General features: G+C 65.4%; 23 protein-coding genes, 1 other RNA gene and 1 pseudogene. 16 read left to right on the top strand and 9 right to left on the bottom strand.

The annotated features are described in order from the left end of the window. Positions 1–100: 100 nt before the first annotated feature. Entirely contained in the window at positions 101–1561 is a 1461-nt protein-coding gene (locus MYCSP_RS08460; protein WP_088413590.1) for a CYTH and CHAD domain-containing protein, read from the top strand. On the opposite strand, the gene MYCSP_RS08455 is transcribed toward MYCSP_RS08460, so the two are convergent. Together MYCSP_RS08455 and rnpB are read right to left on the bottom strand one after the other, a co-directional pair. After that, the gene (locus MYCSP_RS08455) at positions 1562–2986 is read right to left on the bottom strand and encodes an RNB domain-containing ribonuclease (protein ID WP_088415533.1); all 1425 of its coding nucleotides are present in this window, start codon (positions 2984–2986) and stop codon (positions 1562–1564) included. A gap of 17 nt (positions 2987–3003) precedes the next feature. Continuing rightward, positions 3004–3406: RNase P RNA component class A (gene rnpB / locus MYCSP_RS08450), an RNA gene on the bottom strand. Between the two features lie 283 nt (positions 3407–3689). Here rnpB and MYCSP_RS08445 point away from each other — a divergent pair. The 7 genes and pseudogenes from MYCSP_RS08445 to MYCSP_RS08415 all read left to right on the top strand — a co-directional run bounded on the left by MYCSP_RS08445 (position 3690) and on the right by MYCSP_RS08415 (position 8867). Beyond that, positions 3690–4373 (top strand): methyltransferase domain-containing protein, encoded by a 684-nt coding sequence (locus MYCSP_RS08445; RefSeq protein WP_088413589.1) that lies wholly within the window; start codon positions 3690–3692, stop codon positions 4371–4373. An 89-nt stretch (positions 4374–4462) separates the two neighbouring features. Beyond that, positions 4463–4780: pseudogene (locus tag MYCSP_RS08440) on the top strand (VOC family protein); the annotation flags it as partial. 56 nt (positions 4781–4836) lie between these two features. Beyond that, positions 4837–5757, top strand: a complete 921-nt coding sequence (locus MYCSP_RS08435) for a DUF4129 domain-containing protein (protein WP_088413588.1) — start codon at positions 4837–4839, stop codon at positions 5755–5757. Continuing rightward, positions 5754–6239, top strand: a complete 486-nt coding sequence (locus MYCSP_RS08430; RefSeq protein ID WP_088413587.1) for a hypothetical protein — start codon at positions 5754–5756, stop codon at positions 6237–6239. The genes MYCSP_RS08435 and MYCSP_RS08430 overlap by 4 nt, the downstream gene beginning before the upstream one ends. Continuing rightward, positions 6236–7198 carry an AAA family ATPase gene (locus MYCSP_RS08425; RefSeq protein WP_088413586.1) on the top strand — a complete coding sequence of 321 codons (963 nt, stop codon included), beginning with the start codon at positions 6236–6238 and terminating at the stop codon, positions 7196–7198. Before MYCSP_RS08430 ends, MYCSP_RS08425 begins: the two co-directional genes overlap by 4 nt. Beyond that, positions 7195–8424 carry a DUF58 domain-containing protein gene (locus MYCSP_RS08420; RefSeq protein ID WP_088413585.1) on the top strand — a complete coding sequence of 410 codons (1230 nt, stop codon included), beginning with the start codon at positions 7195–7197 and terminating at the stop codon, positions 8422–8424. Before MYCSP_RS08425 ends, MYCSP_RS08420 begins: the two co-directional genes overlap by 4 nt. Continuing rightward, positions 8421–8867 (top strand): hypothetical protein, encoded by a 447-nt coding sequence (locus MYCSP_RS08415; RefSeq protein WP_083017846.1) that lies wholly within the window; start codon positions 8421–8423, stop codon positions 8865–8867. Before MYCSP_RS08420 ends, MYCSP_RS08415 begins: the two co-directional genes overlap by 4 nt. Here the strand turns inward: MYCSP_RS08415 and MYCSP_RS08410 are convergent. From MYCSP_RS08410 to cobC, 6 genes are all read right to left on the bottom strand, one after another. After that, entirely contained in the window at positions 8837–10033 is a 1197-nt protein-coding gene (locus MYCSP_RS08410; RefSeq protein WP_070911025.1) for an HNH endonuclease, read from the bottom strand. The genes MYCSP_RS08415 and MYCSP_RS08410 overlap by 31 nt on opposite strands. Before the next feature lie 125 nt (positions 10034–10158). Further along, a complete protein-coding gene (locus tag MYCSP_RS08405) occupies positions 10159–10962 on the bottom strand; it encodes a HugZ family pyridoxamine 5'-phosphate oxidase (RefSeq protein WP_083017848.1) in 804 nt (267 codons plus the stop codon). Positions 10963–10971: 9 nt separating this feature from the next. Beyond that, positions 10972–12084, bottom strand: a complete 1113-nt coding sequence (locus tag MYCSP_RS08400; RefSeq protein WP_088415531.1) for a bifunctional RNase H/acid phosphatase — start codon at positions 12082–12084, stop codon at positions 10972–10974. Beyond that, positions 12081–12803: a zinc ribbon domain-containing protein gene (locus tag MYCSP_RS08395; RefSeq protein WP_088413584.1), complete on the bottom strand. Its 723-nt coding sequence runs from the start codon at positions 12801–12803 to the stop codon at positions 12081–12083. The genes MYCSP_RS08400 and MYCSP_RS08395 overlap by 4 nt, the downstream gene beginning before the upstream one ends. Next, positions 12800–13939, bottom strand: a complete 1140-nt coding sequence (locus MYCSP_RS08390) for a Nif3-like dinuclear metal center hexameric protein (protein WP_088413583.1) — start codon at positions 13937–13939, stop codon at positions 12800–12802. The genes MYCSP_RS08395 and MYCSP_RS08390 overlap by 4 nt, the downstream gene beginning before the upstream one ends. Beyond that, entirely contained in the window at positions 13936–14967 is a 1032-nt protein-coding gene (gene cobC, locus MYCSP_RS08385; RefSeq protein WP_088413582.1) for an Rv2231c family pyridoxal phosphate-dependent protein CobC, read from the bottom strand. Before cobC ends, MYCSP_RS08390 begins: the two co-directional genes overlap by 4 nt. A 34-nt stretch (positions 14968–15001) precedes the next feature. On the opposite strand from cobC, the gene MYCSP_RS08380 reads away from it, so the two are divergent. Genes MYCSP_RS08380 through MYCSP_RS08370 form a run of 3 tightly spaced genes read left to right on the top strand, consistent with a single transcriptional unit; the run spans position 15002 to position 16948 of the window. Continuing rightward, positions 15002–15652, top strand: coding sequence for an HAD-IA family hydrolase (locus MYCSP_RS08380; protein ID WP_070911030.1), 651 nt, complete (start codon positions 15002–15004; stop codon positions 15650–15652). Beyond that, positions 15645–16133: a low molecular weight protein-tyrosine-phosphatase gene (locus tag MYCSP_RS08375; protein ID WP_070911031.1), complete on the top strand. Its 489-nt coding sequence runs from the start codon at positions 15645–15647 to the stop codon at positions 16131–16133. The genes MYCSP_RS08380 and MYCSP_RS08375 overlap by 8 nt, the downstream gene beginning before the upstream one ends. Then, positions 16133–16948 carry an SURF1 family cytochrome oxidase biogenesis protein gene (locus MYCSP_RS08370; RefSeq protein WP_088413581.1) on the top strand — a complete coding sequence of 272 codons (816 nt, stop codon included), beginning with the start codon at positions 16133–16135 and terminating at the stop codon, positions 16946–16948. Before MYCSP_RS08375 ends, MYCSP_RS08370 begins: the two co-directional genes overlap by 1 nt. On the opposite strand, the gene MYCSP_RS08365 is transcribed toward MYCSP_RS08370, so the two are convergent. Beyond that, positions 16933–17877, bottom strand: coding sequence for a cobalamin biosynthesis protein (locus tag MYCSP_RS08365; protein WP_083017860.1), 945 nt, complete (start codon positions 17875–17877; stop codon positions 16933–16935). The two genes, MYCSP_RS08370 and MYCSP_RS08365, sit on opposite strands and share 16 nt — an antisense overlap. 28 nt (positions 17878–17905) lie before the next feature. Between MYCSP_RS08365 and MYCSP_RS08360 the strand changes: the two genes are divergently transcribed. The 5 genes from MYCSP_RS08360 (at position 17906) to MYCSP_RS08340 (ending at position 22318) form a co-directional block, all read left to right on the top strand. Next, on the top strand, positions 17906–18718 hold the full coding sequence (locus tag MYCSP_RS08360; RefSeq protein ID WP_083017862.1) for an oxygenase MpaB family protein: 813 nt from the start codon (positions 17906–17908) through the stop codon (positions 18716–18718). A gap of 37 nt (positions 18719–18755) precedes the next feature. Further along, positions 18756–19799 carry a Nickel transporter NicT gene (nicT, locus tag MYCSP_RS08355; protein ID WP_207565784.1) on the top strand — a complete coding sequence of 348 codons (1044 nt, stop codon included), beginning with the start codon at positions 18756–18758 and terminating at the stop codon, positions 19797–19799. 121 nt (positions 19800–19920) lie between these two features. Continuing rightward, entirely contained in the window at positions 19921–20289 is a 369-nt protein-coding gene (locus MYCSP_RS08350; protein ID WP_083017866.1) for a hypothetical protein, read from the top strand. A 6-nt stretch (positions 20290–20295) separates the two neighbouring features. Then, entirely contained in the window at positions 20296–20835 is a 540-nt protein-coding gene (locus MYCSP_RS08345; protein ID WP_083017868.1) for a DUF3558 domain-containing protein, read from the top strand. Between the two features lie 109 nt (positions 20836–20944). Further along, entirely contained in the window at positions 20945–22318 is a 1374-nt protein-coding gene (locus tag MYCSP_RS08340; RefSeq protein ID WP_083017870.1) for a WXG100 family type VII secretion target, read from the top strand. Position 22319: the final 1 nt, after the last annotated feature.

Genomic DNA, 22319 nt, shown 5'->3' with positions numbered 1-22319 from the left:
TCGTGACCATTGTTTACCTGAATGTGGCACCGTGTCGCGTACTCGCCCAAGCCCGCACACCCGAGCATCCCGTCCCTTCGACCGTCAGGGCACACATCTCATGCCATCTCAACACGTCGAGGTCGAGCGGAAATTCGACGTCACCGACGCGACGATCAACCCTTCATTCGAGGGAATCTCCGCTGTCGCACACGTAGAGCAGCAACCTCAGCAAATTTTAGACGCCGTGTACTTTGACACCCAGGATCAGCGGTTGGCCCAGCGTCGCATCACCCTGCGGCGTCGCACCGGTGGCAGCGACGCGGGCTGGCATCTCAAGCTGCCCGCGGGCCCGGACACCCGAACCGAGCTGCGCCTTCCCCTCGGCGAGACCGGCGACACGGTTCCCGAAGAGCTGCGGGACACGGTGCTGGCAGTGGTGCGAGAGGACGAGCTCGCTCCGGTGGCACGCATCACCACTCACCGCACGGTGTCACGGCTGATCGGCGCGGACGGCCGGCAGCTCGCCGAGTTCTGCGATGACCACGTCACCGCGGGCGATCAGAGCTGGCGGGAATGGGAGCTGGAGCTCTCGGAATCGGGCCCGGGTGACTCCAGCGACCCCGACCTCGCCCTGTTCGACCGGATCACGGCCCGCCTACTCGACGCCGGGGCGGCACCTGCCGGGCACGGCTCCAAACTGGCGCGCGTTCTCGATGTGCCCGAACGTGAACGTCCCAAGGGCAAGGACTCGATCCAGCGCGCGCTGCTGGAACAACTGGAGCAGCTGCAGGGCTGGGACCGGGCGGTCCGGGTGGACACCGACGATTCGGTGCACCAGATGCGCGTCACCATCCGTCGCATCCGCAGTCTCTTGCAGTCCAACCCCGAGCGCTTCGGGCTGGACACCAATCCTGAACCGCTCGACGAGCTGCGCCTGCTGGCCAACATCCTCGGAGTGGCGCGCGATGCCGAGGTGCTCGCACAGCGGTATGACGCCGCACTCGCCGAGCTGCCCGAGGCGCTCATCCGCGGGCCGGTGCACGAGCGGCTGGTGGACGCCGCCAGGCAGCGGTACGACAACGGCCTGCACCGAGCGCTGGCGGCGATGCGTAGCCACCGGTACTTCCGGCTGCTCAACACCCTCGATGAGCTGGTCGCGACCGCCGGACCGGCATCGGAGACCCATCATTCGGAGGAGGGCGGGACGCTCGATGCCGCGTACCGCAAGGTGCGTCGTGCGGCAAGGGCGGCCGCGCGTGCCGAAGGCGAATATCGCGACGAGGCCCTGCATCGCATCCGCAAGTCGGCCAAGCGACTGCGCTATGTGGCCAGCGCGGAGGGCGCCAAGAAGATCTCCCAGGCTGCCAAGGACATTCAGGAGCTCCTGGGCGAGCATCAGGACAGCACGGTCAGCCGGGTCTATCTGGCCACCCAGGCCGCCGAGGCGCACAGCTCCGGCGAGGACACCTTCACCTATGGGGTGCTGTACCAGCGTGAGTACGATGCCGCCGAGACCGCACGCCGTCAGGTCGAGTCAACGCTCAAGGCCCTCCGAAAGGCCGTGCGTCACAAGAAGTGATCAGCTGCCCTCGGCGGGGAAGCCGAACAGCACGGTCCGGGTACCCGGATCCGCTTCATGCAGCATGAGTTTGGCGCGCTGCCCCTCGGGCGGATTGCCTTCACAGCGGGCAAGGATCGGCGGGTCGGTCACGAAAACCTCGGCGGCTCGCTTCTTCTCGGCGCCGCGCAGCACCGCCGAATCGAAGGTCTGCCCCTTCTGCGGGGCAAGGATGGTGGCCTCGGTGAGGTCCACGCACGCCTGTTCCACCTTGTTGGCCAACGTGTTCGAGCGCAGCAACGACGATCTGGCTTCGGCCAGCCCCTCCCGCGCCCACTGCGGCACCTCCGTGCCCGCGCACAGCGCCAGGCAGACTTCGGTGACGAATCGGTCCCCCAGCCGGCGCAGCGGCGCGGTCACGTGGGCGTAGGGGGCGGCGATACCCGCGTGCAGGGCGGCCTGATCGTCCGGGCATGTTCCGTCGAAGACAAGATACGAGGCGCCGCGCAACAGGGTGGTTGCCTGCGTCATCATCGCCAATGTGGTTGTGGCGCAGGGATCCAACGCGGCCAGCTGGGCTCCGATCGGGGTGTCACTGCTCCACGGCAGCCCCAGGGCATCGGCGGTGCGCCGCATCCACCGGCGCACATCGCCGTCTGCGGGCGGCAGCGTCCGCAGCATGCCGATACCGCCGTCGAGCATGATCTGTGCCGCACAGATCCCGGTGAGCAGAGATACCTGCGCGTTCCAGCCGTCGATTTCGGTACGCGCCTCGATGACGAGTTCCCAGTCACCACTGGCGCCGCGCACCACGTCCTGTTCGGGGAGATTGAGTTCGATGGCTCCCCTGCTCAGCCCGAGATCTCTTCTTTTGCGCCCGAATTCAGGAAGGACGGCGATCGAGGGATGAGGGTTTCCAGCGTCCGCCGCGTCCTGGGCCTCCCGATAGGTCAGTTGCTGCACCGATCTCACCAAAGCACGCTGCACGCTCCAGCTCACCGGGTTGGCGTTGTCGTCGGTTTCGATACGCCACAACGCGGCGGGACGAATATCGTTGGGCAGCAAGCTCGCCGAGCCTTCGGAGAACACCAAGGGGTGTAGCGGCACCGAACCGTCGGGCAGGTAGATGGTCTCGCCGCGCCGGCGCGCCTCGGCGTCCAATGCGCTGCCGGGTTCGATCTGCGCGGCGACGTCGGCAATGGCGTAGTACAGCAGGTAACCCGTGGCGGTGCGTTCCAGGTGCAGGGCCTGATCGAGGTCCCGGGCCCCGGGCGGGTCGATGGTGACGAGTTCCAGGTCGGTGCGGTCGATGCGTTCTGCGTGGTGACGGTCGACAGCCTCGGCAGCCTCCGATTGCACACCGGAATCGAATTCGGCGGGGAGCGCGAATTCGCTACGAATGCCGTCGAAGCTCAGGTCGCGAGCGAACAGCCGCTTCAACGTCACCCATTCAGGGTAGGAGGCGGGCGAGTTGGCCTGTAAGCCGGATCCTGTTCCGCACAGCCGCGGGCTAGCCGCGGCCACGCAGCGGCGACCATCCATCTGGGCACACCGTCGCCGGGTACCTCGAGCGGCCTACCCGGAAGCTCGGGCGAGCAGCCCTCGAACACTTCCGCAGCTGTGCGAACACAGCCTTTTGGCCTTGCTTCGGGTGGGGTTTACCGAGCCGAACCGGTCACCCGGTCCGCTGGTGCGCTCTTACCGCACCGTTTCACCCTTACCACCCAAGGGTGGCGGTCTGTTTTCTGTGGCACTGTCCCGCGAGTCACCTCGGATTGCCGTTAGCAATCACCCTGCTCTGTGAAGTCCGGACTTTCCTCGAACCGCAGGATTTCTCCTGCGGCCCGCGGCCGCCCGGCCAACTCGTCCGCGCGGTCATCGTACCTGCTCAGGGGGTTCCGGCCGCCACACTCCAACATCACATAGCCCTCAGGGAACGCGCTGGGTCACATATTCAGCGAATTCTTTCGGCCATTCTTTCGATAGAACACGCCCAATAGATCGAATTGTAGCCGCGGCTCAGCAGTTCGACATTTCGCATCCAGCATCGCCCCAGTGCGCGGTGGTACAATTTGTTCGCGTATTCCGGTTTCCTACAAAAGAAATTCACCATTGCCGCATTCGTAAAACGGCCCCTAAACTCGCCGGCATGCCTACTTTCAATGTGAATTCTGTCGATTGGGATGAGCTTTACCGCGGCGAAGCCGACTACGCACCCGGCGAACCGGGCTGGAATATCGGCGAGATGCAGCCGGAAATAGCCGCTATCCACCATCAAGGACGCCTGAAGAGTCCGATCCTCGACTCGGGCTGCGGTGTCGGCGTCGTCGCGTTGACACTGGCCGGGTATGGCTATGACGTCGTCGGGCTCGACTTGTCAGCGAACGCGGTGGATAAGGCACGTACAGCGGCCCAACAACTTGGGCTGACCGCATTGTTCGATGTCGCGGATCTAAGCGTGGATAACGGATACGAAAACCACTTCAACACTGTGATCGATAGCCTTGTATTTCACAGCATTCCCCAGGAAGTACGCGACGGATACATTCGATCGACGGCGCGCGCGCTTAAACCAGGCGGCCGATTTTTCACATTGGTTTTCGCGACCGAAGCTTTTCCCCCGGAGGCCACTTTTGGGCCACGACCTTTTACCGAGAAACAACTCCGTGACATCCTCGGAAAACACCTGGTCGTTGACGAGGTCAGCGCGGCGCGCGCGTGGATCAACGCACCGCGAACGCTTCCCGAGGGATTCGAATACCGCAACGTCGCGATCGGTTCGGACGGGCGCGCGCAACTGCCGGCGTGGTTGGCATCCGCTCATCGGGAGTAGTGCGCCTGCGTGCGATGCTGTTGGACGGGGTTGGCACGTACGGTGAAGGAGAACATCATGGCGGGAACCGCCAGGTTGGGTGCTATTTCTTCTATCAGCAGGTACTTGACTTGACGATCCTGTTCGAGAGCCCGGACATGGTCGCCTTGCAGGGCGCAAGCGTGTTGTTGACGTTCCAGCGGGTGGCGGATCATCAACCGCCGCAGTGGCCGCAGGGTTCGGTGCCCAAGCAGCTGCACCTGGAGCTTGCGGCATCGGATCTCGATGCGGAAGAGGCTCGCATTCTCGGCCTCGGGGCGAGCAAGGCCGAAACCCAGCCCAATCCGGATGGATGGCGGGTGCTGGTCGATCCGGCCGGGCATCCGTTCTGTATCACCAACCTCATCCCCGAGGGCACCTATTCGTGATGCGGGCACCTGGCTGAACCTGCGAAATCATGCCTCTCGTCATGCAACCATGAGGCATGAACAGTGCGGACAGACTGTTCGTTCGAGCGGCCGGGCTCATGGTCCTGGTCGCGCTTTCTGTCGTTGCACTACGCAGCTATCTTCCGGATCCGAAGGTCCTACCCCAGCCCGAAGAACCCCGCGATGAACCTCACTCAATAGCGTTGCAGCTCTTGCTGTGTGGCGTCGTGGCCATTCTCATCCTGTTGAGTCTTCGGCGACGACGCCCCGGCATGACTCCGTCGGCCGAGAGCCCGTCGTACCTACGGTTACGGGGATTGACGCGGCGCGAAGCGATCATTGCCGTCGCCACCGTGCTTGCGCTGCTGAGCGCGGTGTGGACGGTGCTCTATCTGGCCAGGCCGACGGGCGAGGGGCCCGTGCGCGACCCTGCCCCGAGCACGTCCGAACCGGGACGTCCCGACGCCGAGCCTGACAAGACTCCGGGCGATGCGCCGGTTCGGAAGGAACCCAACGCACCCCTGGTGATCCTCGGTGTGGTGCTGGCCGGCATCGCCGTGATGGTCTTCGTGCTCAGGCGCCGAGATCCGGAGACCCTGGAGGTGGGTAGGGATCGATCCGCGGAACCCGATGCCTGCGATGAGGCACCAGGATCGCTTGCCCACCTTGTCGAACTCGGACTCGCGGAGGTTGCCGAGCCGGGCCGCGACCCGCGCGCGTCGATCATCGCCTGCTACGCAGCCATGGAGCAGGGACTCACCGCGGCACCCGAGGCGGCACCACTGGAGTCGGACACCCCGTCGGAAGTGCTGCAACGCGCGGTTCATATCGGCGCCCTTCATTCGCACGCGGGCACTCAACTCGTCTCGCTGTTCTCGGAGGCCCGATTCAGCCCGCATCGGATGACGCAGGCCGATCGTGAATCGGCGGCCCAATGGCTGCGGGTCGTGCTGGACGATCTTCGGAGCCGCCCATGAAATGGCTGGCACCTGCCGTGGTGCTGGTGGTGATCTTGACGGAAGCCTGCGTGGCCGCCAGCCCGCTGCGTCCCCTCACGGTGCCGATCACCGGCGCGATGGTGGCCGTCGGGCTGTACTTGCTGTGCGGCCAGCTGCGTAGCGCGCGTGCACCGAAACCATTGCCACCGGCCAGCCTCCCGGCCGACGAGACGTTGCAACGCTGGCTTGCCCGCGCCGAAGCCAGAATCAGTTGGGCCGAACGGACCCGCGGCGACTGGGATCGACAGCTTCGCCCGTTGATCGCAGCCGATTTCGAGACGGCAGCAGGGCATCGGCAGTCAAAGGACCGCACGGCGCTCGCCGCGACCGGCCGCATGACCTTCGGCCCCGAGCTCTGGCGGTGGGTCGATCCGAATGGAGCCTCGGACACGGACCGAGCCGAGCCCGCGCCCGGCCGCGAGGTACTGCAATCGATACTCGAACGATTGGAGCGGATGTGACGACACTGCCGGTTGCCGTCGCCACCCGACATGCGGACGCGGTGCTGACCGAGATCGAACGAGTCGTTGTCGGGAAACGCGATGCGCTGCAGTTGATTCTGCTGACGATTCTCGCGCGCGGACACGTCCTCGTCGAGGATCTGCCGGGTTTGGGTAAGACGCTGATCGCTCGATCGTTCGCGGCTGCGTTGGGGCTCGATTTCGCCAGGGTGCAATTCACTCCGGATCTGCTGCCGGCAGACCTGCTGGGCTCCACGATCTACGACATGTCGTCCGGGCTCTTCGAGTTCCGGACCGGGCCCATCTTCACGAATCTGCTACTGGCAGATGAAATCAACCGCACCCCACCCAAGACGCAGTCGGCCCTGCTGGAAGCCATGGCGGAGGGACAGGTCAGCATCGATGGTAAAACGCGCCAACTGCCAACACCGTTCGTGGTGCTGGCGACCGATAATCCGATCGAGTATGAGGGCACCTATCCGCTGCCAGAGGCCCAACTGGACCGATTCGCGGTTCGGCTGCAGCTGGGATATCTGACCGAGGACCTTGAGATCGAAATGCTGCAGCGCCGATTGGATCGGGGCTCGACGCAGCCGGTGGTGTCGCAAGTGGTGTCCGCGGACGACCTCATCATGATGAGGGAAGCGGTGGAACAGGTTTCGGTGCACCCGGACGTGCTTCGCTACATCGTGGCCCTGGCCGCCGCGACGCGCAGTCACTCGCATGTCGAGGTCGGTGCCAGCCCCCGTGCCGAACTGGACCTCGTACAGATGTCCCGGGCACGAGCCATGCTGCTCGGCCGCGACTTCGTGATCCCCGAGGACGTCAAGGCGCTCGCGGTGCCGGCGGTGGCGCACCGCATCAGTCTGCGGCCCGAGATGTGGGTGCGCCGCATCACCGGTACACACGTGGTCGACGAGCTTCTGCATCGGCTACCGGTTCCCCGGGCGTCCGGATGATCAGTTGGCGCGCGTCCTCGTTGACATCGGCGCTGGCCGCGTGTGCCGGCGCGGCACTGGTGCTCGCGATGATCACCGGGCGCTGGCAGCTTGTCCTCTTCGCGGCGCCGTTCATCGGCGCCCTCGTCGGCGCGGCCCGGCGCCCTCCGGAAGCCCGGGTATGGGTTGCCGACGAATCAGAACCGTTACGGTGCTTGGAGTCTGAGACGGTAACGATCACCACATCGGTCGCATCCGCCGAGCCGGCCGTGGTTTGTGGGGTGCGATCGACCGCTGTCGACGGCCTGCAGATCGAGGTGGACAAGGCTGCTGCGCCCGAGCGCGTGACGATGCGGGTTTCGGCCGAGCGGTGGGGCCGGTACGCCATCCCGGTTGCGGTTCAGACGGTCTCGACGTCGGGTTTGTGGACGGGCGCCATAGTGACGCTGCCCGCCGCGGAACTGCGTGTGTATCCGTTGGCCGACCCGCAAGACGTGGCATTGCCGCCCGCTGACCTGCCCGACCGGATCGGCACACATCTGACCCGGCACCACGGCCCGGGTGTCGAGTACGCGGACATCCGCGAGTATGTCCCGGGTGACTCACTGCGCACGGTCAATTGGCGAGTCAGCGCGCGACGGGGACGCCTGCATGTCACCGACCGGCTCACCGACCGGGCCGCCGACGTCGTGGTTCTGATCGACACCTATCCGCAGCCGTCGGGCCCCGCCACCGTGGCAACAGAAAGATCCGCACGCGGCGCCGCGCAGCTCGTGCAGTCTGTGTTGCAGCGCGGAGACCGGGCGGGTGTCGTCATGTTGGGCAGTGCGCCGCGATGGCTCGCTCCCGATATAGGACGGCATCAGTTCTACCGTCTGCTGGACGCCGTTCTCGATGCCGGAGAATGGCATTCGCACAGTGCCAGTGCACTTGCCCCGCGCGCTGCCATGCCGCCCAACGCGATCGTGGTGGCATTCTCCACCCTGTTGAACGCCGACTTCGGACTCGCGCTGACCGACCTCCGGCGGCGTGGGCATCCGGTTCTCGTCGTCGATGTGCTGGACCGCCTGCCCTTCCGTGAGGAGCCCGATCCGATTGTCGCCCGGTGGTGGCGGTTGGAACGGTCACGGATGTATCGCAACATCGCCGTGACAGGGGTCGATGTCGTCGGCTGGAGTCACGATGCCGGACTCAACCATGCGATGCATCTGTTGCCGCGTCGCCCGCGTACGCGAAGACACCGATGAATGTCCGGGTGATGGTGGCGGCCGCCCTCGGGCTGGTGATGGTGCTCGCAGCCACCGACAAGCTTCTCTTCTCGGTGTGCGCAGCGCTTGTGGTGCTGGCCGGTCTTCGATTCCGGGTGTTCGTGACCCCGGCGGTGCTGTTCGTCGTCGGCGTCCTGGCGTTCGGGGAAACCTCACCGGTGCTCGCGATGGTCTCCGGTCTGGCTGCGGTGGCGTATCTGCTGGCCGCCTATCCCCTGCGCTGGCCCTCTGAGGTGAACGCCGTCAGAAGCGAGGTGATCGTTCCCGCGCTCGTGTTCGGGTGTGCCGCCCTGCTCGCAACCGCGGTGCCGGTGGGACAGTCGCCATGGCTGCCGATGGCCGTGCCGGTCGCCGTCGTCCTCATTTATGTCTTGGCCCTGCGGCCGCTTACTCAGCGCAGCGGAGGGGCGGTGGAGCGGTAGACGGTTCCCGTCGGTGTGGTGATCTCCACAGTGTGCCGGTCAGCCCCTGCCTCGACCGCGGCCCTCCACCCGGGTGCCTCCTTGACGTAATTGCAGCGCTGGCACAGACCCTGGCCATTGTCGAACGAGGTAGCCCCGCCTCGCGCGCTCGCCACCACATGATCGTGGTGTCGGATCGGAGCATCACAGTATGGCGACCGACAGGTCTGATCGCGCACGTCGATCAGCTCGGCCAGTCCCCTCGGAAACAAACGGCTTCGCGACTCCGCTCCCACCAATGCACCGGTGCCGCAGCGGCGATACAGGCGCCGCGCGAGTACCTTCGCACCGGAGCTGACGGCCTCGGATACAAGCCGGCGCGCCACTGCCGCCGGGATCGGCCCGTAGCCCGCGATCACGGCCGGCTCGACGCCCCCGCCGAGCAACGACTCGTCGGAGATCGTGATGTTCACACCCACGGGGACCGCTTCGGCAGAAGATAGACCGGTCACCCGCTCTACGAGAGTGTCGGCCATGATCTGTCCTTGCCCGCGAACGGGATCCATCGACGAATCGGCGGCTCGCCTAAGAGCGGCATAGACCGCCACCCCTTGTTTCACCGGAAGCAATGCCGTCAGGTACGTCATGGTGTCGGGCGCAGGGCGGATCGTTACCCGACGTTCGTTCTCGGCCCGGCGGGCACGGTGCACTACGGCCTCGGCATCCAGCCGATACGCGAGGCGCTTCGCCTCCGCAGTGAGCCTGGCATCGCCCAGACCCCGAAGCCGGGAAGGATCGGCACACATCTCGACGTCGATCTTCTGCCGGTCTTCGAGGGCAAGATATGCGGTTTCACGCACCAGGATCGTCGCGCGCCATTCATTCAGCGCACCGCACTCCAATGCCGCAAGTGTGTGGGGCATCTCGTTGACCAACGCCTTCGCGAAGCCAAGGTGACGACCTCCCCGAGCGGGCGAATCTTGCCGCGCCAGAGCGATCTCCGTCGCAACACCTGCTCCCTGCCGTCGCCTAGGCACACCGTTGGCAGCCTCCTCCGCGCGGCGCGCATGGTCGAGCAGGACCGCGGCATGAGCCTGTTCGGCCGCGGCGGCGGCTTTGACACGCTCCAGCTCCGCGATGCGCTCGACAAGCTGTGTCGCGCGGGCGGCAGGATCGGTCTCGGACACATCATCAACGTTACGCACGAGTCAGCGCGCTAAGCGTTGACTTCCGTTGTTATCCACAACCATTCGAGCGGGAAACGAGTTATCCACAATATCGCGGAGCGGTAGACATTCTCGCCGCCGCTGCGCTAGGCCCCCGGAGCAGCGAGCCGCGCCAGGTGCACGGTCGCGCCGCGCAGCTCGTCGATAGAGTCGATCGGCTCGACATAGCCGACTCGCGTCACCGACCAGCCCCGCGGGGTGCTCACCCGGATATCAAGCCCGTATCGGTCAGCGCCCTCACACCGCGCCTCGGTCGCATCCGGATACCCGCCCAGCTGCTGCGCCATCGCGAGCAGCGCGTCGCCGTGATCCTCGTTGAGGTGCGCGACGGCGCGAGCGGCCTTTGGCGAGACCGGATCGGCTGCGGCCGCACCGTATTCGGCACCGCTGGCCGAGTCCATGCGGCCATAGCCACCGACCCACCGCACCCGTTCGACATCCAGAATCCACACAGAGAAGTCGCTGTAGTCGATGTAATACCGCGCGGCGGGCACCGCCGCGATGTGCGCCTCGCGCGCGGCGGGCAGCTCTTCCGCACTGGGCCGGCGAACCTTCCCGGCAAGCGTGATCCGGGTGTTGGCCAGTGGGTCCTCGGGCGGATTGGGCGCCACGATGGACACGCTGGCCCGCGGATCACGCGCCAAGTTGCGGCCGTGCTCGGCCATCTGCGAGACGCAGAGCACCGGCGCACCGTCGAGGAGCCCAAAGGTGATCAGCGATGCCCACGGGTCACCGTCAGCGGACAGACTTGCCAGCGTGGCGGTGTTCGTCGACGCTGCGACCGTTCGTGCTTCCTCCGCGGCCGAAGGCCGCGCCGGATTGGCGACATCTGTCAGAGGCGGGGCGATGGTGGGCGCATCGCCCGGATCACCGTGATCACGAGAAGCCATGGCGACAGCCTAAGTCAGATACGAGGTCTCGTTGACGAGTCGCACCGATGCCGGACCGTCCGAATAGAACTCGGCGATGCTCAGTGACGCCAGGTCCAGGTGCAGCCGGTACAGCAGGCTCGGGCCCGCATCCAGTGCCAGGCGCAGCAGCGTCTTGATCGGTGTGACGTGTGAGACCACCAAAACCGTTGCGCCACCGTATTCGGCAATGATCCGGTTGCGCGCGCGCCGCACCCGGTGGTGCACGGTGTCGAAGCTCTCCCCCTCCGGCGGAGTCACCGAGGTATCGCCGAGCCACTGGGCATGCAGCTCCGGGTCACGCTCGGACGCCTCGGTGAAGGTCAGGCCCTCCCACTTGCCGAAGTCGGTTTCGATCAGATCGTCATCGACCGTCAGCGGAACACCGAGCGCATCGGCCGCCGCGGTGGCGGTCTGCGTGGCGCGCCCCAGCGGCGAGCTGATGACGGCCGCGATACCGCCCCGGCTGGCGAGGTAACGGGCGGCGTTCGCGGCCTGTTCGCGGCCCAGTGCGGTGAGCTCGGGATTTCCCCGGCCGGAATACCGGCGCTGCACCGATAACTCGGTCTGTCCGTGACGCAGCAACAGCATTCGGGTGGGCTTGCCGCGCGCACCTGTCCAACCCGGAGCGGAGTCCGCGGGCTTGGATTCCTTGGCTTCCGCGGTTTCCTTGGGCTTCTTGGCGGCCTTGGGCTCGATGCCGCTGGCACGGTCCATCGCCTCGTTGGCCAGCCGGTCGGCATATTTGTTGCGTTCCCGCGGAATCCATCTGTAGCTGACGGATTCGAACTGCATCGCGGCGGTCACCGCCTGCTGATACAGCGTGATCAGGTCGGGATGTTTGACTTTCCACCGTCCGGACATCTGCTCGACGACGAGCTTCGAGTCCATCGAGACGTTCACCTCGGTGGCGCCCAGTCGTGCTGCCTCGGCCAGTCCCGCTATCAGACCCCGGTATTCGGCGACGTTGTTGGTGGCGTGGCCGATCGCCTCACAGGCCTCCCCCAGCACCGTCTCGTGATCCGGGGAGAACACCACCGCGCCGTACCCGGCCAATCCCGGATTGCCGCGTGAACCGCCGTCCGCCTCGACAAGAACCTTCACGGGCGCACCAGAATCGCGCTGCACTCCGAGCACCGCAGCACCTCGTCGACGTCGGCCGCCGAGATCCGGGCCAGCTCGCCGCGGTCCAGTTCTATCCGGCACGCACCGCACTTGTTGCCCTGTAACAAGCCCGCCCCGGGGCCTCCCGAACGGCGTTGCCGCTCATAGGTTTCCAGCAGCGGACCGTCGATGGACGAGGTCAGACCGTCACGACGCTGCCGTAGCTGGTTCTCCTCGGCGTCGGTGTCGATGGCGACCGCGCGCTGGATCCGCTCGATTTCGGCCATCCGCTCGGCGATCTTGTCGGCGTTGGCCTGTGCCGAGTTCTGCTGGCCCTGTAGCTCCTCGCGGCGCTCCATCAGTTCCAGCTCGGAATCCTCCAAGCTGGATTGACGACGCTCCAGGGTGCCGAGTTCGTGCTGAATCTCGGTGAGTTCCTTGGCGTTGGCACTGCCCGACGCGAGCAGGGAGCGGTCGCGATCCTCGCGCTGACGCACGGCAGTCACCTCCGCGTCCAGCTTGGCCACCTGATCATCCAGGTCCTCCAGGGCGATGCCGAGTGCGCCCACCTCGTCCAAGATGGTCCGCTGCTGCGCCTGCAGTTCTGCATGTTCCTGGCGTTCCGGCGGATTCGCACGCCGGTGCGCGACGCGTGTCAATTCGGCATCCACCGATGCCAGATCCACCAATAGACGTTGTTGTGCCACATTGGCTTTCATTCTTGCTCTTCTTTCTCTGGGCAACCCAGCGTCCAAGGGTCGGTGCGCACCGGGGAGATGTGTATCGGCAGCTTCGCCCCGAATTCGTTGTCGATCACCCGCGCCGCCTGCGCGCACCACGGGAATTCACTGGCCCAGTGAGCGACGTCGACCAGTGCAACGCTACTTGCCCGGACATGCTCATCTGCGGGATGGTGCCGCAGGTCCGCGGTGACGTACGCGTCGACACCGGAGCGAACGACCGTGCTCAGCATCGAATCGCCCGCACCACCGCAGACGGCGACGGTCTGGATCAAGGCATCTGGATCACCGGCCGCCCTGGTGCCCCACACGGTTTCCGGCAGCGCGGCGCCGACCCGGGCCACGAAGTCCCGCAGTGGCTCCGGTGCGGGCAGTACACCCACGCGGCCCAGTCCGGTGCCCGCGGGCGCGGGGGCCATGGGCAACACGTCAATGGCCGGCACCTCATACGGGTGGGCGGCGTTGATGGCCGCGAACAGCTCGCAGCGCAACCGTGACGGTGCCACCATCTCCACCCTGTCCTCGACCACCTGTTCCACCACACCGTGTGCACCGATGGTGGGGTCGGAGCCCTCCAGCGGCCGGAACTGTCCGGTGCCCGTGACGTGCCACGAGCAGTCGGAGTAGGCGCCGATGTGCCCGGCACCCGCGTCGAACATGGCGCGCCGCAACGCATCCGCAGATTCGGTGGGCACGAAGACCACCCACTTGTCGTAGTCGGCGAACTGCGGGGCCAGCACCGAAGTGACGGTCAATCCGAGCGCCTCGGCCAGCGCGTCGGAAACCCCGGGGCTGGCCGAATCCGCGTTGGTGTGCGCGGTGAACAGTGCACCACCGGAACGAATGAGGCGATGGATCAACGCGCCCTTGGGGGTGCTGGCCGCCACCGTGTCCACACCCCGCAGCAGCAGCGGATGATGGGCGAGCAGCAGCTGAGAGGCGGCGCCGTCCATCTCGTCGAGCACCGCGGTAGTCGCATCGACCGCAACGGTCACGCCGTCGATGCGCTGGTCGGGATCACCGCATACCAAGCCCACCGAATCCCATGATTCGGCCAATGCCGGCGGATAGGCGTCGTCGAGCACGCCGATGATGTCTGTGAGCCGCACACTCACTGCAGAATCTCCTTCATCGCTTGCACCAGCTCGGGCCATTCAGATCGCACCGCCACCCGCAGATGGTCCCCTTCCAGACCCACGAAAGTGTCGCAGCGACGGACGGTAATATTCTTGGTCTCCAAGTGTTTTCGCATCAGGTCCGCATCGGGCACAGCCACCAGGAGAAACGGCGCGGCCCCTTCGGTGACGGTCAGCCCCAGTCCGCGCAATGCGTCGGCCTGTCGCCGCCGGGTAGCGACAAGACGGCGTGTGTCCTCCGCCGCATACGCCACCGCTTCGGCGGTGTTGCAGACGGCAAGGGCTTCGAGTTGCAGGGTGCCCAACGGCCAATGGGCACGCCCCTGCACAAGCCTGGCCAATATCTCGGGATCACCGACGGCGTAGCCCGCGCGCAACCCGGCAAGCGCCCAGGTCTTGGTGAGGCTGCGCAGCACCACCAGGCCGGGTAGCCGCTGCGAGGCCAGCGACTGCGGCTCACCGGGCACCGCGTCCATGAAGGCCTCGTCGACCAGCAGGGTTCGCCCGGGGCGCCGCAACGCGAGAAGGTCCTCGCGGGTGTGCAGCACCGAGGTCGGGTTGGTGGGGTTACCGATGACCACCAGGTCGGCGTCGTCGTGGACCGTGCCACCATCAAGGGTGAACGGCGGCGGCAGCACCACGTGATCGATCGGGATGCCCGCCTCGGCAAGGACGGCTTCGGGCTCGGTGAACCCGGGTGCGAACACGGCGGCCCGGTGTGGGCTTAACCGGGGCAGCATGGCGAAGCCCTCGGCGGCGCCGGCCAACAGCAGCACCTCATCGGGCGCGCGGCCATGGCGTTCGGCGATCGCGGCCACGGCGCGTTCCTCGTCGGCCCGGGTCGGGTAGCTACCAAGCTCATCGACACGGGAGACGAGCCGGTCGCGCAGCCACTGCGGCGGCGCGGCGGCGCGTACGTTCACAGCGAAGTCCAGGACGCCGGGTGTCAGCGCCTGGTCGCCGTGATAGCGCGCAGCCGCTCTCCTGGCTTCCGTCGACCCACTCATAGCTCGACATTAATGTAGGGGGGTGGCTCCTCCGATGCTGGTGATCTTCGATCTCGACGGCACCCTGACCGATTCCGCACCGGGGATCGTCTCCAGTTTCCGCCACGCACTCAGCCATGTCGGAGCTCCCGAACCCACGGGTGACATCGCGTCGCGGGTGGTGGGGCCGCCTATGCACATCACACTTGGCTCCATGGGCCTTGGCGAACGCGCCGACGATGCCATCGCCGCCTACCGCGCCGACTACGGCGAACGCGGCTGGGCGGTGAACGAGATGTTCGACGGTATTCGCGACGTACTGACCCGACTGCGTGAGGCCGGAGTGCCCATGGTCGTTGCGACGTCCAAGTCCGAGCCCATCGCGGCACGCATCCTGGAGCATTTCGGGCTTGCCGAGTTTTTTCAGGTGATCGCCGGTGCCAGCCCGGACGGCGTCCGGTCCAGCAAGGCCGACGTGATCAAGCACGCGCTGTCCCAGCTCGACGAGGTCCCATCGACCGGCGTGGTGATGGTCGGTGACCGCGTGCACGATGTGGAGGGTGCGGCTGCGCACGGGATCGGTACCGTCGTCGTCGACTGGGGCTACGGAGCAACCGATTTCGAAGGTGATCCGGGTGAGCTGGCTGAGTGGATCATCGGGCGCGTGAGCACCCCGCAGCAGTTGCTGGAGGAGCTACATGTCTGAGCTGCATGTCACCTTCGTGTGCACCGGAAACATCTGTCGCTCTCCCATCGCCGAGAAGATGTTGGCCCACCAGCTGTCCGAGCGCGGACTTGCCGATCGCGTCCGGGTCACCAGCGCGGGAACCGGGGACTGGCATGCCGGGCAGCCCGCCGACGAACGCGCGTCCAGTGTGCTGGCCGAGTACGGCTACCCGACGGATCACCGTGCGGCCCAGGTCGACGACGATCATCTGAGCGCCGACCTCATCATCGCCTTGGCGCGCAACCACTCCCGGATGCTGCTGCACTTGGGCGCCGACCCCGAACGAGTGCGGCTACTGCGGTCCTTCGATCCGCGGGCCAGCCGGGCCGCGATGGATGTCGAGGACCCGTACTACGGCACCCGCGAGGACTTCGTGGACGTGCTGTCGGTCATCGAGGCGGCGATGCCCGGCCTGCACGAATGGGTGGACCACACCCTGGCGGAGCGTGGGAACAACTGATGCGAAAGCTCGCGTTTCTGCTGCGCCCGGGATGGATTGCCCTGGCGTTGGTGGTCGTCGCGTTCGCGTATCTGTGCTTCACGGTGTTGGCGCCATGGCAGCTGGGCAAGAACACCAAGACCTCGCGCGAGAACAGCCGGATCGCCCAGTCGGTGAGCGCCGATCCGGTGCCGCTCAAAGATGAGCTGCGAGCCGACTATTCGATGCCCGAAGATTCCGAGTGGCGCCGGGTGACGGCGACGGGCCACTATCTGCCTGATCAGCAGGTGTTGGCCCGGCTCCGGGTGGTCGACGCCAAGCCCGCCTATGAGGCGCTGACGGTGTTTCAAGTAGATGGTGGACCCGCAATCCTGGTGAACCGCGGCTATGTCCGCCCCGAGCAGGGCACCAGCGTGCCACCGATACCCACGGCGCCGACCGGACAGGTGACCCTCAACGCACGGCTGCGGGAGCCCGAACAACAGTCGGACAAGGCGCCATTCCTGGAAAACGGTCAATACCAGGTCTATTCGATTGTTCCGGAACAAGTGTCGACGCTGCTGAAGGCTCCACTGGCCGGGCCCTATCTACAGTTGTCCGAGAATCAGCCCGGCGGCCTGGGCGCGATTCCGCTGCCGCAGCTGGACGCCGGACCGTTCCTATCCTATGGGATCCAGTGGATCGCCTTCGGAATTCTGGCACCGATTGGTTTGGGCTACTTCGTGTTCTCCGAGATCAGGCAGCGCCGCGCGGCGACCGCGGCGGCGAAAGCAGCGAGACCCGGGGTGCCGCAGACCACCGAGGAACGGATGGCCGACCGCTACGGACGGCGCTGACGCAGGGTCGCGATCACCGCGACAACCACCGTCACGTGCTGGACCGCACGCGAAAGCCGCACCGCCTCATGCATATCCCCGATCCGCGGGGGTGCGCCATTACCGAGCACCGGCCGTGTCTCCTCGCCGTACGGGTATCGCAGGGGGCCGCCCAGACGCACACCGAGCGCACCGGCGAAGGCCGCCTCCGCGACGCCGGCATTGGGGCTGGGATGGCTTCGCCCGTCGCGCAGGCAGACACGCAGCGCGGCGACCGCCGAGCCCCCGAGAAACGGCGCAGCAACCGCCGTGGCCAGCGCGGTGACCCGGGCGGGAAGCAGGTTCATCACGTCGTCCAACCGTGCTGCCGCCCAACCGAATCGCAAATACCTGTCTGATTTGTGGCCGATCATCGCGTCGAGGGTGTTGACCGCGCGATAGGCCAGCACCCCGGGGACACCCGCGAGCGCTGCCCAGACCAGCGGCCCGGTGTGGGCATCGGAGGTGTTTTCCGCCAGCGATTCCACGCTGGCGCGGGCGATGCCGGCGGTGTCGAGCAGGCTCGGGTCCCGGCCGCACAGCGATGGCAACAGCGCGCGGGCCCCGTCGATGTCGTTGTCATGGAGGTGTTCGGACATGCCGGCACCCACCCGGACCAAAGACGTCCCGCCGAGGGTGGCCCAGGTCGCGGCCGCCGTCACGGCAACGGTGGCCACCGGGGATCGACGCGCCGCGCGTTCGGCGCCCCAGCCGGTAACGGCAACGGCCGTCAGCAGGGCGGCGGTGTGTGCTGCGCCGGCAAGCCTGGAGTCGCGGTAGGTGTACCCCTCCAACGCGCCAGCGACCTGGCCAAATCCGGCGACCGGGTGCAATCGCTGCGGGTCACCGAAGCGGCGGTCCAGGGCATAACCGAGGGCAATACCCGCGGCGCGAAATCCTCGGCGCGACACGCCAACACCCTATAGAATTTGCTGTGCAATGAAGCACTCCCCTGCCAGGCTTGTCGATCTGGTCAACCCCGCTTCGCTGCTGTTGCCTGCCTCGAACGTGATCATGCAGCTTTCGCACCCGGGTGTCGGATACGGAGTGCTGGAGAGCCCCGTCGACAGCGGCAATGTCTACAAGCACCCGTTCAAACGGGCGCGCACCACCGGGATGTTTCTGGCGGTCGCCACGATGGGCAGCCGCCGCGATCGCGAGGTGATGAAGCGCGGGGTTGACGCGGTGCACCGCCGGGTGCGCTCGACGCCCGCGAGCCCGGTGAAATACAACGCGTTCGATCCGGACCTGCAGTTGTGGGTGGCGGCCTGCCTGTATCAGTACTACGTGCAGGCGTACGAGTCGCTGCACGGTCCGCTCGACGATGAGACCGCAGATGCCATCTACCGGGACGGCGCGCGCATCGGCACGGCGCTACAGGTGCGGCCCGAGGCATGGCCACAGGACCGGGATGCGTTCAACGACTACTGGAAACGCTCGCTGGACGGGCTGCGCATCGATGCGCCGGTGCGTGAACATCTGTTGGGTGTGGCGTCGTTCAAGATGCTGCCATGGCCGTTGAGCATGGCCGGCCGGTTCAATCTGTTTGCGACCAAAGGGTTTTTGCCCCCGCAGTTCCGGGAGCTGTTGCAGGTGGCGTGGACGGATCGTGATCAGCGGCGCTTCGATGCGCTGCTGGGCGCGCTGCGGGTCGCCGATCGGGTGGTGCCCGCGCCGCTGTGGACGTTGTCGTATGCGGTGCTCATCTGGGACATGCGATTGCGCGAGCGAATGGGCAAGCCGGTCGTCTAGGCTCGCAGTCGTGCCGTTACTCAATGCGTGGCGTCGTCTGGATACAGGTCAGAGACGCAGCGTCATCGGAATGAGTGTCGCGGTGATCGCCCTGCATGTTCTCGGCTGGGGCATGCTGGTCCTTCTGGTGGCGCCCGCACATTTCACGGTGCAGGGCAGCGTCTTCGGGGTGGGGCTGGGTGTCACGGCGTACACGCTGGGCATGCGGCACGCCTTCGATGCCGATCACATCGCGGCCATCGACAACACCACCCGCAAGCTGGTGGCAGATGGGCGCCGCCCCATGTCGGTAGGTTTCTGGTTCTCGTTGGGACATTCGTCGATCGTGTTCATCATGGTCGGGCTGCTGGCGCTCGGCGTTAAGGCGTTGGCGGCCAACGTTTCCGATGAGAACTCGTCGCTGCAGCAGTGGACGGGCTTGTTCGGGACGGCCGTGTCGGGAACGTTCCTGTTGCTCATCGGATTGCTCAACCTGGTGTCGCTGATCGGCATCTACCGAATCGCCAAGCGGATGCGGGGCGGCGAGGTCGACGAGGCGGCCCTGGAACGCGAACTGTCCAATCGCGGCGGCCTGAACCGGCTATTCGGGCCGTTGACGGCGACGATTCGCAGGACGTGGCAGATGTACCCGGTGGGTCTGTTGTTCGGGTTGGGATTCGACACGGTGACCGAGGTGTCGCTGCTGGTGATCGCCGGTGGGGCCGCGGCGACCGGGCTGCCCTGGTACGCGATCTTGGTGCTGCCCATCCTGTTCAGCGCCGGGATGTCGCTGTTCGATTCGCTCGACGGATCGCTGATGAACTTCGCCTACGACTGGGCGTTCCAGGAGCCCGCGCGCAAGATCTACTACAACCTGGTGATCACCGGGCTCTCGGTGGCAGTGGCCATGCTGATCGGGGCGCAGGAGATCATTTCGATTCTCACCGAGAAGCTGGACATCACGACGGGGCCGCTGGCCGCGGTGGGCGGGCTGGACCTGGCCGCGATGGGTTACGTGATTGTGGCACTGTTCATCGCGACCTGGGCATTGGCAGCCCTGGGCTGGCGGTACACCGGAGTGCGCAGGCGCTGGGGCGGGTAGACGGTTAGACCTGCGGAAACGGTGGCCTAAATTCGATGGAACCGATCGGGGACGCTCGACGTCTTATACACATACGATGAATCTCACCTGGCCAAACCCGGCCATGATCTGAGGGGGCTCGATGTCGCTAGACAATCTGACAAACAGCGCAAATGCAGACGGCCTGGTGCTACACCTCAACCCACAGCAGTTCCGAGACATCCTCACCGCGTGCGACGCCTACATGGACGGTCTTAAGAGCCTCAAGCATGATGCCGAGGCGCTCAGCCAGCGGAAGCTCGGATTTGCTGAACAGCATCTCGATTCCGGCGCGCAGCTAGCAAGGAAATTTCAAGCGAAGGCGGCTGGGGATGCCAACAGCGCAGAGAACACCTTCCAGTCGCACATTGATCGGACCGAGGAAATGAAGACGCTCTTCGTCGCGCTCAGGGCTGCGTACGAGCGGATGGACCACGGCAACGCGAACTCTTATGGCGGGTTCGGTAAATAGCCCAGCATGTTGATTCGCAGATTGGCGCTGGGCTACGCCGTGGTCGTCTTGACCGCGTGTGGGTCGCCCATATCGGGCGTACCCGTAACCTCACCCCTACCGACGAACAGCAAGGGCCACACTCGTATTACATACGAGCCATGCAACGAGATTCCAGCACGCGTAATAGCACAACAACAACTCGACTCACGGCCGCCAGAACCAAATTCAATCAACGGTGCTGGTGTTGAAAACTACCTATGTAAGTACCGAGCACAATCTGGGTACTACCTTTCTGTGTCAGCTTCGAACTACACCCTTGAGACCGACAGGCAAGACGCAACTCATTGGGGCTATCGCGATTTCGAGATCAATGGCCGAAAAGCACTCAGCTTCTACGTATCTGCCCCACCGCGCAAAGATGGGTGTGCGATCGATGTAGCAGCATCGACCGGCGTATACGGAGTCTTGGTCACTGATGGACTGAACGGTTTTGCACCCTACCCCGACTGTTTGGCCGCTGCACAAGCAAACATCGAGGCGTTCATGCCGTACTTCCCTTACTGATAGACGTGCCAAGCGTGTCGAAGAAAGTTCAAAACCATGGAACCAGATCGACGCCAGCCACGTCAGAACCTAATAGCAGACCTGTGAGCCACGAGAAGAAGGAGCTGCCATGAGCGGAGATGAAGACGACTGGACGAGGGGCAACCGCGAACGTGAAGTGGTCTATGCGAAGCAGCGACTGCACGGGGCAAACATCGATGGCGGTACGGAGTCAGCCAATATCCCTGTAGAAGACTTCGGAGGTTGGGCCCACGCACGGCTGAAGGAAGCTTCGGACGCGTTCGACTCAGAGTCCGCCCTGACAGTCTCACGCGAGTGGGAGCAGCTGGCTACTGGGTTCAAGTCAGCACTCGACAACTTCAAGAGCTCGCTGGATACAGCTATTAATGGCAGCTGGACCGGCCAAGGTGCTGAAGCTGCCAAGCAGGCAATCTCCGACTACAAGAGCCACGCCGAGAAGGTCAGCGACGGCATGTCACTCATGGCTACCAAGCCCGCCGAGGTTGAAACGGCGATGACGCAGATCAAAGGGCTGATGCCTGAGGTAGTTCAAGTACACGAACCTCAAGTAAAGACACAGGCCGCCTACGAGCAGTACTACGCCCAGCAAGCGCTGGCCCAGCAAAAACAGGATGAGGCCCGCATGATCATGCGGAATGTCTGGTCTCCTGTTTCGCAGCAGGCAGGTTCAGGCATCCCTAGTCTCCCAGCAGCGCCACAGTTCGGCGACGGGGCAGCGGCAGCAGTCAACACTGCTTCCTCCCATAACTTGGGCACAGGCAAGGACATCAAGCCCGACCAGATCAAACCCGTCGACGAAGCTGCAGTGCGTGCGGCTGCGGCCGCTGCTCTAGCAGCAGACCCATCGCAAGCATCGGCTTCCGGCGGAGCTGGCGCCGCGGGCGCGGCAGCGGCCGCCGCGGGTGCGGCAGGTGGTGGTTCCGGAGCGGGCGGTAGCGGCCCTGCCGCCGCGGCAGCAGCTGCCGCCGGAGCAGGCGCTGGTGCTAACACTCGGCCTTCGTCGGGTGGCAGCACCACGGCCACCGGCCCCAACACCGGCTCGGTTCCGGGCACCTATGGCATCGGCCGATGGGGTAAGCCGACCACCAACAAGGATGAGAAGAAGGACGAGAAGGACGACATCAGTCCCCTCGCCGCCGGACCGATCATCGCCGGCTCCTACACGGCAGGCGCCGGCATGGGGCTTTCAGCCACACCCACAGCTTCGCCGATGTCGGGCATGGGCATTGCCCAGCCGCCGACCATGATGACTCCCGGTGCCGCCGGCCAGCATCACCAGGAAGACGAGGACCAGCACTTCACCCCGGAGTTCCTGGTGAGCCTCGACAACGGCAACGAGCTCATCGGTCCGCTGCCCAAGGTGTCCCCCGCCGTCATCGGAGTGTGGAACGAGGAGCACGTCGCCTACCAGAATCCGCATGCCTCGCCGTACGACCCGAAGCCGTACGACGGCGAGGACTAAC

This window comes from Mycobacteroides saopaulense (genome assembly GCF_001456355.1).
GTDB lineage: Bacteria > Actinomycetota > Actinomycetes > Mycobacteriales > Mycobacteriaceae > Mycobacterium > Mycobacterium saopaulense.
This window is presented reverse-complemented; position numbering and strand designations above follow the sequence as displayed.